The sequence below is a fragment of the Chryseobacterium sp. BIGb0232 genome, assembly GCF_024810195.1.
GTDB lineage: Bacteria > Bacteroidota > Bacteroidia > Flavobacteriales > Weeksellaceae > Chryseobacterium > Chryseobacterium pennae.
Genome location: NZ_JANUEH010000003.1, coordinates 411,115 through 425,514 on the forward strand (window position 1 = coordinate 411,115; position 14,400 = coordinate 425,514).

The 14,400-nt window shown below is 35.7% G+C and carries 11 protein-coding genes; 5 read left to right on the plus strand and 6 right to left on the minus strand.

The window, feature by feature from the left end; genetic code table 11:
* Nucleotides 1–12: 12 nt before the first annotated feature.
* Nucleotides 13–570 carry a DNA-3-methyladenine glycosylase I gene (locus M2372_RS11395; protein ID WP_123320088.1) on the minus strand — a complete coding sequence of 186 codons (558 nt, stop codon included), beginning with the start codon at nt 568–570 and terminating at the stop codon, nt 13–15.
* 136 nt (nt 571–706) lie between these two features.
* On the opposite strand from M2372_RS11395, the gene M2372_RS11400 reads away from it, so the two are divergent.
* The 5 genes from M2372_RS11400 (at nt 707) to M2372_RS11420 (ending at nt 6,718) form a co-directional block, all read left to right on the plus strand.
* Nucleotides 707–1,006 (plus strand): hypothetical protein, encoded by a 300-nt coding sequence (locus tag M2372_RS11400; protein ID WP_115968936.1) that lies wholly within the window; start codon nt 707–709, stop codon nt 1,004–1,006.
* 120 nt (nt 1,007–1,126) lie between these two features.
* The gene (locus M2372_RS11405; protein ID WP_089733984.1) at nt 1,127–1,936 is read left to right on the plus strand and encodes an enoyl-ACP reductase; all 810 of its coding nucleotides are present in this window, start codon (nt 1,127–1,129) and stop codon (nt 1,934–1,936) included.
* 312 nt (nt 1,937–2,248) lie between these two features.
* Nucleotides 2,249–4,147: a type VI secretion system Vgr family protein gene (locus M2372_RS11410; RefSeq protein ID WP_123320089.1), complete on the plus strand. Its 1,899-nt coding sequence runs from the start codon at nt 2,249–2,251 to the stop codon at nt 4,145–4,147.
* A gap of 3 nt (nt 4,148–4,150) precedes the next feature.
* On the plus strand, nt 4,151–5,695 hold the full coding sequence (locus M2372_RS11415; RefSeq protein WP_123319385.1) for a hypothetical protein: 1,545 nt from the start codon (nt 4,151–4,153) through the stop codon (nt 5,693–5,695).
* 462 nt (nt 5,696–6,157) lie between these two features.
* The gene (locus M2372_RS11420) at nt 6,158–6,718 is read left to right on the plus strand and encodes a hypothetical protein (RefSeq protein ID WP_148060751.1); all 561 of its coding nucleotides are present in this window, start codon (nt 6,158–6,160) and stop codon (nt 6,716–6,718) included.
* Between the two features lie 106 nt (nt 6,719–6,824).
* Here M2372_RS11420 and M2372_RS11425 read toward each other — a convergent pair whose 3' ends face one another.
* The 5 genes from M2372_RS11425 to M2372_RS11445 all read right to left on the minus strand — a co-directional run bounded on the left by M2372_RS11425 (nt 6,825) and on the right by M2372_RS11445 (nt 14,394).
* Nucleotides 6,825–8,264, minus strand: coding sequence for a glycoside hydrolase family 30 beta sandwich domain-containing protein (locus M2372_RS11425; protein WP_123319387.1), 1,440 nt, complete (start codon nt 8,262–8,264; stop codon nt 6,825–6,827).
* Between the two features lie 37 nt (nt 8,265–8,301).
* Nucleotides 8,302–9,111 carry a family 16 glycosylhydrolase gene (locus M2372_RS11430; RefSeq protein WP_123319388.1) on the minus strand — a complete coding sequence of 270 codons (810 nt, stop codon included), beginning with the start codon at nt 9,109–9,111 and terminating at the stop codon, nt 8,302–8,304.
* Between the two features lie 69 nt (nt 9,112–9,180).
* On the minus strand, nt 9,181–11,403 hold the full coding sequence (gene bglX, locus M2372_RS11435; protein WP_123319389.1) for a beta-glucosidase BglX: 2,223 nt from the start codon (nt 11,401–11,403) through the stop codon (nt 9,181–9,183).
* Between the two features lie 10 nt (nt 11,404–11,413).
* Entirely contained in the window at nt 11,414–12,838 is a 1,425-nt protein-coding gene (locus M2372_RS11440; protein WP_123319390.1) for a glycoside hydrolase family 30 beta sandwich domain-containing protein, read from the minus strand.
* Between the two features lie 2 nt (nt 12,839–12,840).
* Nucleotides 12,841–14,394 (minus strand): RagB/SusD family nutrient uptake outer membrane protein, encoded by a 1,554-nt coding sequence (locus M2372_RS11445; protein ID WP_123319391.1) that lies wholly within the window; start codon nt 14,392–14,394, stop codon nt 12,841–12,843.
* Nucleotides 14,395–14,400: the final 6 nt, after the last annotated feature.

The window sequence follows — 14,400 nt, forward strand, 5'->3', positions numbered from 1 at the left end:
AAATATAATTTATCACTTTCTAATGAAACAAGTTTCAATATGATCATTCACCATACCCGTGGCCTGCATATGAGCATAAATAACTGTTGAACCCATGAATTTAAATCCTCTTTTCTTAAGATCTTTAGAAATGGTATCGGAAATTTCAGTTGTTGCCGGGACATCTGATAAAGTTTTTGGTTTATTATCGATGGGTTTTCCATCTATAAATCCCCACATGTATTTTGAAAAGCTTCCGAATTCTGTCTGCACTTCCATAAATTTCTGTGCATTGATTATTGTAGCTAATATTTTAAGCTTATTTCGGATAATTCCGGCATTATTCATTAACTCTTCTATTTTCTGGTCAGAATAAGCAGCCATTTTTTTATAATCAAAATGGTCAAAAGCTTTTCTGAAGTTGTTTCTTTTAGACAAAATGGTATACCAGCTCAAACCTGCCTGAAAGCTTTCCAGAATAAGAAATTCAAATATAGTTTCATCATCATACACAGGTTTCCCCCACTCTTCATCATGATATTTTTTGTAGAGATCATCTTTTTCGCACCATGCACAGCGTACTTTTTCCATAATTTTCATATTATAGAGATAAAGGTAAACTGATTTAGAAAAGTATAACAAAAGATTATGAAAAGTTTAACAAAGCCATCTTGATTTAGGAATGGTTATTGTTTATTCAATAGTACCAAACCAAATTTATAGTATTATGAACAATTCAGATTACAACAAAGCGGAAAATGCAGTAAACAATGTAGAAAATTCTTTACAGAATGCAACGGAAAATGCCAAATGGAAAATCAATGAATTGGCAGACAGAGCCAAGGACTATATTAATGAAAAACGGAATAATGACGAAGAAGCCAAACAGGAAGACTGGCTAGACAGGGTAAAAGCTAATGTATCCGATGCATGGGAAGATATTAAAGATAAAGCAGATGAAGCTTGGGAAAAAACTAAAGATGCAGCAGAGGATGTGAAGGCAGAATGGAACAAGAAAACCAATTAAAATTTCAGTCATATAAATATTTTCAAGAAAATGGGGCCTTATAATTGATAAGGCTCCATTTTTATTATGTCATAACCACAATTATTGCTACATTTGTATTTCAATAAACATTAAAAAATTATGTCATACGGTTTACTTAAAGGCAAAAAGGGAATTATATTTGGAGCCCTTAATGAACAATCTATCGCATGGAAAGTTGCTGAGAGATGTCATGAGGAAGGTGCAGAATTCATCTTATCTAACGCTCCTATCGCTTTGAGAATGGGAGAACTTAATGGTTTAGCCGAAAAAACAGGTTCTGAAGTGATTGCTGCAGATGCTACTTCTATCGAAGATCTTGAAAAACTTTTTGATGCTGCGGTTGCAAAATTTGGTAAAATCGACTTTATCCTTCATTCTATCGGAATGTCTATCAATGTAAGAAAAGGAAAACATTATACGGAAATGAACTACGATTGGTTGGAAAAAGGCTGGGATATTTCAGCGGTTTCTTTCCATAAAGTAATGCGTGTGGCTTGGGAAAAAGACTGTATGAATGAGTGGGGAAGCATCCTTGCACTTACTTATATTGCAGCTCAGAGAACGTTCCCTGATTACAATGATATGTCTGATAACAAGGCTTACCTTGAAAGTATCGCAAGAACTTTCGGAAACTATTGGGGAGAGAGAAAAGTACGTGTAAACACGGTTTCTCAGTCTCCAACAATGACTACTGCCGGTAGTGGTGTAAAAGGTTTCGGTGGATTCCTTGGTTATGCTGAAGATATGTCTCCACTAGGAAACGCTACAGCTCTTGAATGTGCAGACTATTGTGTAACTTTATTCTCTGATCTTACTAAAAAAGTAACCATGCAGAATCTTTTCCATGATGGAGGTTTCAGCAGCTCGGGAGTTACTCAAAAAGTGATTGGTAAATATGATACTGAATAACAGTATTTAATATATGATAAATCAAATCGGCGGCCTCTTCGAGGCCGCCGATCTTGTTAGAATCGCAACACCTCATTATTGATGTGTTGCGATTTTGTTTTATGGCCCTTTCCTATTAAAGACCAATTGAAAATTGTTATTTATCTACTATTTCAAATATAAATAAAAGACAGATTACAAGATATCTATTAAATTATTTGATAACATATACTCATAGTTCTACTACAATTTTTAAAATAGTACTGAAAAAAAATTATTTTGGCATTGTTTTTATCTATATATGGTGATATAATTAAAAACACACATGATCTTATGAAAAAAAATATCTCAAACTCAGAGAAGATTTCTGAGAACCATATTTCGGGCATCAATCGGGTCATTAAGCTTGATATTGTGGTTGGGGGAAAGCTCATTAATCATTTTAAACATTTCCGTTTACAACAGAGTGCTAAAACACATCATAGTTTTGAGCTTATTCTTGCTCATGATTCTTTGAATGAAACCCAAAACTACAATCTTGAACAAGCAAGGCAGTTCATGGGAAAACGGCTGACTGTAACGTTCAAATACAAAGATCCAGAACACGAAAACCCAGAGAGAACATTTGTAGGAATTATTACAAATGTATCATTCAGCAAGGAAAAAATGAGTCTCGGAAACATTGTACTCAAAGGCTACAGTCCAACCATTCTAATGGATTCTGCTCCACATACTCAAAGTTTTGGGGGTGGGCAGTCTGTTAATACTTCCATCATTGCAGACAGGATTATTAAGGAAGTATTAGGAACGAATGACTTTGATTTTAGAGTAGAAACTCAAAACAATAGCTACATCAACTACAGTGCACAGTATTGTGAGACTCATTATAACTATCTTGCCAGAATTGCAGAAGCTTATGGAGAACAGTTTTATTATGACGGTGAAGTACTCCACTTTGGGAAGCTCCCACCTAATGAAAAGTCTATTAAACTTATTGACGGCAGTAATATAAATGATGTAACAATAGAACTGAAGGCAGTACATACAAAGCCTGAATACTTTGCCTATAACAGCAGCAGTCATACAAAAATGTTAGGTGTTGATAGTCGGATTAAGCATTTAGGTGAATTATCAGCCAAAGCTTATGAATTGAATGATAGCATCTTTAAAACCCGTTCATTAACCCCTACTCCCATTAATGCCAATATGTTTAGTGATGTGGATGATTCTCAAAAGAGCGCAAGAGGAAGTAAGGCAGTAGATGTTTTTACCGTGTCAGGAGAAACAACAGTTCCATTTCTATATATTGGTTGTGTAGCAGATTTAGCCATGAGGAAACCTGACAGCAATCAAACCTCACATTTTACCGCTTTAATGATTACTGAAGTAAGTCACGAAGTTGATGCCAGAGGATACTATACAGGAAGTTTTGAAGCGATTGCTGAAGGAACAGGTTTTATGCCAAAGCCTCATTTTGAAATACCTAAAGCAGAGCCACAAATCGCAACTGTCATCTCCAATGTTGATCCTTTAAACCAGGGAAGAATACAGGTACAATTCGATTGGCAACTAAATGACACAACAAGTTTTATCAGAATGATGAGTCCAGATGCAGGAGGAACAGATGCAATAAGCCAAAACAGAGGATTTGTAGCCATTCCTGAAATTGGAGATCAAGTAATGGTAGGTTTTGAATATCATCATCCAGATTTCCCTTTTGCAATGGGCGGAATGTTCCATGGAAATGTCGCACTGGGTGGCGGAGTCAATAATCACCTAAAATCCATTCAAACCAGAAGCGGAATCCGTATTTTGATGAATGATGCTGAAGGAAGTGTAAATATTATTGATCCAAGTGGTAATACTTATTTTATGGATGGACAAGGAAATATTTCAGTGACAGCACCAAAGAATATGACTTTCAATGCTGGAGAAAACATTAGTATGATTGCAGGAATGAATATTACATCTAATGCAGGGATAAATATTTCTGAAACAGCAGGTGTGAATCACAGCAGTTTTGCAGGAGGAATGATGATGCAAAATGCAACTTTAGACTATTCTTTGGTAGCAAAAAACATAATGGAAGTAGCACAAGGAGAAAGACAATCGTTTGCAAAAAAAGTACATGATCAATCTCAAGAAAAATCAATATCTTCTGAGAATAAAAATGAAATTCACACCAAAGGAACTTTTGATAATAACAGCGGTGAAAACTCTAAACATCATTAAGAAATGGCAAGTGGAAATATTACAAGGATAATAGGAGGTAAAAATAGTATAGAGGCTGAAGAATGGATTGTTTATACAGAAAAATTTACAGCATACGCAGGAAAAGGAAGTCATTTTACAGCTGATAAAGGAACTAATATTGGGAATCCTAAAAAAGCCCCATCTGTCGGACATTATTTTAAAAAAGCATGGTGGAGTTCAGATTATGAAGGAAATAAAAAAATAACAAAAGCTAAAGTTGGAGATAAAGTTTATTTTCAAATTGAAATGACAGATAAATTTCCACAAGCTTCCCTTCCTAAAGAGAAGCAACAAAAAGTTACTTTTTCCTTATATGAGTTTACTGGAAATATGTACAGTATTGCCTATATGTATGTTTATGGGCCAAGAATATATTTAGATAAAGAACCCCAAAAAGATAAAGAAATTAGGTATGTTACCTGGGAAGACAAAAATAAAAATGATAAAATAGACCCGGAAGAAGAATATTCTAAAAAACCTTATAACGAAGAAAAGGCCAATGGCAATAAAGTGGTTATTTCGTTTCAACTAAGTGATGCTTTGTCATCTTATTTCAATGAGATAGGTGAGCTAAAATTATTTATGTCTGTTTCTTATGATTGGGCAACAGTCGACTTGCCTGAAGATGAAGAGTTATACTTGAATATAGAACCTAAACCTCCTGTAATAAAAGAAATTTATGTACGTTTATTAAATTATCAGGTTTCATCAGCAGTAAATTTATCTCTAAAAGAAATAGAAGCCACACAGCAAAAAATCAGAGGAAATGATGATAAACAAAGCGCCATTGTAAACATGGATTATTTCTCCGTAAGAATAGATAGAATGCCCGAATTAGAAGGAGGGGTTATGCAATTGTACAAACTTTTAAAACAGAATTTTTTAACATTATCAGCAGGTTCTTTAGACTTTAAAGGACATGGTATAGTTGCAAGACAGCTAGATATGGTTGTAAATGGGAATTGGAAATTTAGACCTTACCCCAAAGAAAATGACCTTAATTATGTACAAAAACAGGTCGAAAAATGGTTTAGCGAAGTAGGAAATCCTATTTTTTATATTGAAGCTGGCTCTAATGACCTCAAAGCAAAGTCATTAGTAGACCATGGTGCAGTAGTTGTAAGTGAATTTAGTGATATGTGTTGGTTGTTTACAACGATATACACAGATAAAAGTGATTCTCAACCTTTCTCAGGTCACAGGCAATTTGGGATCCACCAAGACGAGGATGGATGTTATCGTGTATATACAAGAGCGCTTGATAGAGTATGGCCATCAAGAGCAACCTCCTTAGCAAATGCGTGGGATATGGATGATACAGTAAAAGATTATTTAACGATAGCAAATAACACTTGGAATACTTATATGAAAAATGTTTTAGATTTTATTATTAAGCTTGGAGGTACAGGAAAGATTATGGAACCTGAAATTGTTAGAACAACATTTGCGAACTTTAATGCTAATTTTACGACTTCACCTACATTACAAATTGGAAATATTCCGCAAGAAAAAGAATATGAAAAATAAATTAAGCAAATAATTTCATCTATGAACAAAAAATCATTTTTATTCGTCACATTATATACTTTACTATTATGGATATTAACCATTTTTATTACAACCATAATTATCCTACTAATAGAATTATTCATACAAGGGAAGCAAATTTACTGGAATAATCAAATTGGTTATTTTATTTATAGCTTAGTATTTTCCCTTCCAACATACATTTTATTAGGGTTAATAATTAAATTTATAACACGTAATAAATTAGTTCTTGTAATTATTGCATTTTTATTATCGTTTTTGTTTATTTATGTTTATGGACTTAATTTCGATCTAAGCAATCCAGAGGACTATATTTTACCTGGTGTTCATTCCATCGTACTCTCTTGTTTGATTTTAGTTTCAAGATTAAATATTAGTTAATATTCCGCGAGAAAAAGAATATTACATTTTATTATTATGAATAAAAGATATATTTAAGTAGTGAAAACTCCATCCCAGAAACATGATTATCTTAAACTTTTATTTCTAGTATTATTTTTACTAGGATTAACTTTGTTTGGGTTAATTGGGGATAGTCTTAAAATTCTTTATGTAGCCATTCCTCTTTTACTACCTTATATTTTTGTCTTTATTTATGAATATTTCAGAGATACAAATAACCCAACAAAAGAGTTTCAATATAATGAAATTCAGGTTGAAAAACTTCTAAAAACCGGTATTCCTATTACAATTAATTTTGAAAGAGCAATAAAAGACATTACAGAATTAAGTTCTCAAAGAAATGAAGATATTGAAATACTTCAAGAGTTTCTTTTTTCATTTAAAGAAATAGTTGATAATAAAACTGAGGAAGTATTTAGTTTGGTAGAATTAAAATATAAAATAGGCAAAAAAGATTTTTTAAAAAAGATCATTCTCCCTTTTTCAAAACAAAGTACAATCTTTATAAAGAAAATACAGAAAAGTACAACTGTATATTATAATGAAGAATCTCCACATCAATCTATTGTTGATCTTCAATTTATTGAAAAATATACTTAAAGACCTTACTACTTACTATAAAAAAAACACCTTACCCAAGAAATAAAATTCAAATCGGCGGCCTCTTCGAGGCCGCCGATTCTTTTAAAATAATATTAATATGAAGTTATAAAATTACGGTCTGTATAGAGTGTGCCGGAGCATTTACCTTAGCCGCCATGCCTTCAATCCAAAGATTAGTTTCGATATCATTATCGGAATCGTTCATAATTACAGTAACCAATTGACCGTTTTCATTCATAAAAGCAGAAGACGTTAATGCCGCTCTGTTTGAAGATGAACCTATCCTTTGTGCATTAGGTTTGATGTATTTTGATACATGGCCGATGTAGTAGTATTCATAAGTATAGAACACCTCCCCTGTTTTTGTATCGGCAATGATGGGTGCAAAACAGAAGTTTCCTTTATGGTTGGGTCCGCCGGTCTCATCTAACAGTATATTCCAGTCTGTCCACAAAGCATTTCCTTTATTAAAATCGTTCAGCATATTTTTACTGTATAGTTCACCTAGGCTTACATCATAAATTCTATCCATGGCAAACTGTTCTTTACAGCCTTCCGTGAAGGCAAGAAATTTATCTGGGAAAGCTCTGTGGGTTTCTGCAAGGTTATCAAATAATTGGGTTTTATTATTCCAGGTTTCATACCAGTGATAGCCTATTCCATGGGCATATTTTGAAGTTTCAGGGTCACCAAGGGTGGTAGTTGCTCTTTGATAAATCAGGTCTCTGTTGTGATCCCAGATCATTACTTTTTTATCTTTATAGCCGTTTTTCCATAAAGTTGGACCTAGGTTGTTTTTCAGAAATTCTCCTTCTTCTTCGGCTGTATAAATGCAGGATTCCCAGGATTGTGTTGCCATAGGTTCATTCTGAACAGTTAATCCCCAGACATTAATTCCTCTTTTTTCGTATTCTTTGATGAATTTAATATAGTAATCTGCCCAGGTCTGGTAATATTGGTTTTCCAGCCTTCCGCCTTTGTATAAACTTTTATTAGACTTCATCCAGGCTGGTGGACTCCATGGAGAGAAGTAAAAGGTGAAATTATTTCCTATTGCTTTCTGTGCTTCCTTAATCATTGGAATTTTATACTTTTCATCGTGGGCAACGTTGAAAGTTTTCAGAGAAGTGTCGTTATCTTCCACATAGGTATAGGAATCGCTGGAGAAGTCACAGGAATTCATATTGGTACGCACCACAGTGTATCCCAATCCGTTTTTCCCAAAATAGGCCTCCAGAATTTCTTTTTGCTTGTTCTTTGGCATTTTGTAGAATGTTTCTGCTGATGCATCTGTAATAGCCCCTCCAATTCCGATCAGCTTTTGATATTTAAAACCAGGAGCTACAAAAATACAGGCTTCCGTTTCCTTTGGCTGTCCGAACTGCTCAAATTTTACGGGACCTTTATCTACCATTCTTTCATTCACTTTAGAGTTGGTAAGAATGACCTTCGCTGTTTTTCCTTCATGTTTTTTCCAATAATTCTGGGCATTGACATTGATGGCAATCCCTATTACAAAACAACTTACGATTAGTTTTCTCATGATTTCTTTGTTTGTGGACCGTATGTCCTCTTTTTCATTATTTATTTTGATAGACCCTTACATAGTCTATATAATACTTTTGTGGAAAGGTGCTGTCATCTATTCCCTCTTTTCCGCCCCAGAAACCACCTACGGCCAGATTTAAAATGATAAAATAAGGCTGGTCAAAAGGCCATGCTTCATAGGCTTTTTCTTTATTTTCATAAGTGAAAATTTTCTGATCATCAATGTAAACATCTATTTTTTCCGGGGTCCAATCTGCTTTATACACATGGAATTTCTCACTTACATCCTTTACCATCAAAGTATCCGTTTTTTGGGTTCCCAGAATATGATTGTATTTTTTAGTATGTACCGAAGCATGGATATATCCTTGATTAAATCCTACATGTTCCATGATATCAAGTTCGCCGTCATCAGGCCATTTCTTCATCTTTTCACTCATCATCCAGATGGCTGGCCATGTTCCCCGGCCTTTCGGAAGTTTTGCACGAACTTCTACCGTTCCATATTGAAAGGAAAATTTTCCCTTGGTTAACAATCTTGCTGAAGTATATTTATTCTTTTCCCAATTTTCTTTTTTAGCTTCAATAACAAGATTTCCGTTTTCCAGTCTGGCATTTTCCAGTCTGTTTTTGGTATAAAACTGAGCTTCATCATTTCCATAGCCACCACCTCCCACATCGTAATTCCATTTTAATGAATCCGGAAGTCCTTTTCCGTTAAATTCATCACTCCAGATCAGTTTTCTGTTGGAATCTGCTTTGCTTGAAGCACAATTCGCCACAGATAAGGCTAATATTCCTGCTATACAAAACTGAATGGTATTTCGGAATTTAATTTTCATATTGTTATGATGATTAAGCTTTGGCTAAAGACATTTATATTTTTTATTGTGGTCAGGTTAAAAGAATATTTATTTCACCCAATTCACTCTTTTTGTTTGTACATTCTGAGAATTGGTTCCCACCATAATATCAAATTCACCTGCCTCCCAGTCAAAATTCAGTTCATCATCAAAAAATTTCAAATCTTCCGGAGTCAGTGTAAATTCTACTTTTTTAGCTTCTCCTTTTTTGATAAATACTTTTTTAAAACCCTTTAATTCTTTTACAGGTCTTACTACTTTCCCAAAAAGATCTCTTATATAAAGTTGCACCACTTCCTCACCATCATATTTCCCGGTATTGGAAACAGTAACACTGATGTTTAATTTCTGGTCTCCTTTCAGGTTTTCAGAACTTAAAATCATACCGGAATAGGTAAATTCTGTATAGCTTAACCCAAATCCAAACGGGAATTTCGGGTCGTTGTCAAGATCAATATATGCTGAAACATAATTTCTATCCGTATTGTTTTTTGCAGGTCTGCCTGTATTGTAGTGATTATAGTACATCGGAATCTGTCCTTCAGTTCTTGGAAAGGTCATTGGAAGCTTTCCTCCTGGGTTTACGGTTCCAAACAGGATATCGGCAATAGAATTTCCTGCTTCCGTTCCCAGCCACCACGTATAAACAATAGCAGGAATATGGTCTGCCGCCCAGTTGAAAATCAAAGGCCTTCCTGCATTAATCATGAGAACAATCGGTTTCCCTGTTTTGGCAACTTCTTTCAAAAGATCTTCCTGTACCCCGGAAAAACCAATAGCACTTCGGCTTTTTGCTTCACCACTCATCGCATGTCCCTCTCCTAAAGTCATAATCACCACATCTGCTTTTCTGGCGGTCTCTACTGCTTCCGCAAACATTGTTTTGTCCTGATCATCTACATTACAGCCTTTTGCATATAATAAGGTAGAATTTTTATCCAATTGATTTTTAATCCCATCAAACTGTGAAACAATTCTTTGGGGATCATCTTTAAAAGCAATAGACCAAAACCCATGATTGGCTACGGTTTCTTTTCCAAATGGACCAATCAAAGCCACTGTCTTTACTGTTTTTGAAAGGGGAAGGATATTATCTTTATTTTTAAGGAGAACAATACTCTTAGATCCGAACTCCCTTCCGAATTTCCTATTTTCCTGGTTATTAACTTGTTCTTTTTGTCTTTTCTCATTGCTGAATCGGTAAGGATCGTCGAAAAGCCCCATCTCGAATTTTTTGGTTAAAATTCTTCCTGCAGCATCATCCACCAGTTTAGTATCTACTTTTCCTTCTTTAACAAGTTTAGGAAGTTCTGCCATATATACCCGGCTTTCCATATCCATATCACTGCCTCCCTGTACTGCTTTTTCAGCAGCCTCAGCGCCATCCTTTGCATATCCGTGAGGAATCATTTCCCCGATACTTCCCCAGTCTGAAACTACAAAACCTTTATAATTCCATTTCCCTTTTAGTAAATTTCTCTGAATATATTGATTGGCTGTGGCCGGAATTCCATTGATATCATTGAAAGAATTCATGAACGTAGCAACTCCTGCTTCTGCGGCAGCTTTGAAAGGTGGAAGATAGGTTTCATTCAGTTGTCTGAGGCTCATGTCAACAGAATTATAATCTCTGCCGCCCACCGCTGCACCATAGGCTGCAAAATGTTTTGCACAAGCCATTACCGCATCAAGGCTTCCTAATCCTTTCCCCTGAAATCCTTTAATTCTTGCCAATCCGATTTGAGTTCCCAGATAAGTGTCTTCTCCTGGCCCCTCCATTACTCTTCCCCATCTCGGGTCTCTGGCAATATCTACCATCGGGGCAAAAGTCCAGTGAATGCCATACGCTGATGCTTCTGTAGCTGCAATCCTTTCTGATTTTTCTATCATTCCCAGATCCCAACTCGCAGCCTGCCCGATGTTAACAGGAAAAGTTGTCCTATATCCATGGATAACATCCTGTCCAAAAAGTAAAGGAATCTTCAATCGGGACTGCATGGCCAGTTTCTGAAATGCTCTGGTTTCTTCTGCTCCGGCAACATTCAGCATAGAGCCCACTTTCCCCTTTTTAATTTCGTCCAGCACTGCAGCCGAATTAGAATGCTGAGGCCCTGTGGCATATTCAAATCCACTGTATTGCACCATCTGCCCTACTTTTTCTTCCAGTGTCATTTTAGACAAAAGTTCTGCAACTCTCTGATCTGTTGTTTTCTGTCCATAGACATTCATTCCAAGTGTTGAGAATGCGAGTAAGAAATAAACTCTCTTCATACTTATTCGATTAAAAAATATAAGTGGCGGCAGATTGCCCAGGAATGTTTACTGTAGCGATCTTTCCGGCAAATTTAATATTAAAAATTTCAATTTCTTTACTATCGTTCTGAACAATCAATACCGTTTTTCCGTTGGGAGTTCTGAATGCAGCAGTCGATAAATATTGGGTCTGAGTGGAAGCAATACGTTGAGATCCTGAAGGGATAAACTTAGAGGCGTGTGCTACAATATAATAGGCAACATTTCTGGTAAAGCTCTCACTGTCTGAAATGGTTATTGCTCCTTTACATTCCGTACATCCGCCCTCTGTGTGGGGGGTATACTTTGAGTCATTGGCAAGATTCCACTCCAGTGCTGTTTTACTCCAGTTTCTCATAGAACCGATAATCACATTCTTTGTGTGCCAGTTCAGATCTTCATTGAAAGTTCCTTTTGAACCCGTCCACTGTTCGGTAAAATATAGGTTTTTATCTGGAAATGCATCATGAACCGTACTCAATGCTGAAATATCCCCTTCATACAAATGAAAAGCAGATCCATCTATATATTGATAGGCTTCAGGATCTTTTAAAATATCAAGAGCATACTCAGGTTTGTTACAGTTATGATCATATATTACAATCTTGGTTTTTATTTTATTGTTCTTAAAAGCAGGTCCTAAATGCCCTTTAATAAAATCCCTCTGTTGATAAGATGGCATGTACATACTCGGATTATTTCCAGGATGCAAGGGTTCATTTTGAGGAGTTACGGCATCAATAACAATCCCTTCATTCTGCATTTCCTTAATATATTTTACAAAATACCGGGCATATGTCTCATAAAATTCAGGTTTTAAACTTCCTCCTTTAGATTTTCCGTTATCTTTCATCCAAACCGGAGGTGACCACGGAGCTGCAATAATTTTAATCTTAGGATTAATAGCTAAAATCTCTTTCAACATTGCAATCAGAGCCTTGTCTTTTGCTAAACTGAATTTAGAAAGAGAAACATCCGTCTGTCCTTCCGGAAGATCATCATACGAAAAAACTTCTCCATCAAGGTCCGAAGCTCCAATGCTTACTCTCAGATAACTGATGGAAATGGAATGTTTACCACTTCCGAAAAGTTCATTCAATAAAGCTTTTCTTTTGCCTGGAGATAAACGATTAATAACCTCAACACTTCCTCCCGTTAATGTATATCCGAAACCCTCAACATATTGAAACTTTTGCGTATCATCAATTTCAATATTCTGAAGGGTATTAGATGTATTTACAAATCTGATGGGAGCCTGGGGCTGTAATTTGATGTTTTCATCTCCTTTGGTAAGCCAATATTCAACTTCATCACCATTCTTCTGAGCAACAGTAGTACATGACAAAGGAAAAAGTACCACACCGCAAAGCAGTGCAGTACCTTTAAAGAAACTATATAAGTTGTGAAACTTCATATTTAATATCCCGGATTTTGATGTAACGCTGTATTCGGCAGTTCATTAAACGGAATGGGTAAAATTTCATTTTTACCAGCTTTAAACCCTTTGAATGCAAGCTTTATAGGTGCATCTCCCCATCTTACAAGGTCAAACCATCGGTGTCCTTCTCCGGCAAGTTCTCTTCTTCTTTCATCTTTTATTGCCTGAATAGAAATAGGAACTGATCCTAAACCAACTCTTGCTCTTACTGCATCCAACAAAGCCTGAGCTCTTGCTCCTGCTGCGCCTAAGGCCTCTGCCTCCATAAGATAGGTATCAGCTAATCTTATGGCTACATAATTTTGTCTGAAGTTGAGTTCTGCGGCTCCGGGAAGTGAGCTTTTCAAATCATTGGTAGGTAAATATTTATTTAAAAAATATCCGGTATCCGAAAATGCAGGACTATAGCTAACTTTATCCTCTGCTAACAACGGTTTCATATTGAAAATAGTTGTATTCATTCGTGGGTCATCCTGCATAAAATTATACAAGTCCTCAGTCACTGTATTAAATGCCCACCCCGGATATAAATCAGGAGCATCATTATCTTTAATTTTTTTGTTAATGGAATAAGAACGAGGTCCAAGCATTGCATTGATAGAGTTTCCTTCATCTTTTCCCTGTCCCCAGAAACCCCAGTCAGAATTCCCTTTGTTAGTATGCATTACTTCCAGAATAGATTCCGTCGAAAACTTATAAGGATCTACCGTTTCTGGTCCTACTTTAAATAGATCTCCATAATTTGCTACCAATTTGTACCCATATTGGCTGGTCCCTCCAGGTGTGCCATTCACCTGTTCAAATTGTGCTGCTGCTTCCGGCATTTTCTTATCATAAAGATAGATCTTTCCTAATATTGCTCTGGCTGTCCCCTGTGTAATTCTTCCTCTGTCATTACCTGTAGCTGTTAACATCAGATCAGGAAGTGCAGCAATGATATCATTTTCTATCTGTGTGTATACTTCGCCTGGCTTTGCCTGTGGAATATTCCAATAATCATCATCAAATTTTACACTTTTAAGAACCAAAGGAATATTTCCAAACATTCTTACCAATTCGAAGTAGTATAAAGATCTCAAAACTTTAGCTTCTGCACTGTATCTTTTTTTGAGACCTTCATCCATATTAGCTCCCGGCACTCTCTCCATTAAAAGATTGGCACGTGCTACACCCTGATAATAATCTTTCCAATAGCTCGCAGGCATTGTGTTAGGGTTCAGTGAATAATTATTGAGTCCCTGAATACCTGCACCATCATTAGAATTTCCACCTCCGGAATAAAAATCATCAGATCCTGCATTAAAAAAGGTAACAGTATTCTCAAATCCCCCGGAATATTTTCTTAAAATATCATATACAGAAACCAGAGCACTAAATGACTGTCTCTCATTTTGAAAATAAGTCTCCGTTTTAAAAGCTCCTGAATTCTGTACTTCATCCAGATATGAACCACTGCAGGCCATATTGCTAAAACTCAGACCCGCCAAAAAAGTTACAGCAAGTCCTTTATATATAAAACTTTTATTTTTCATGTTATT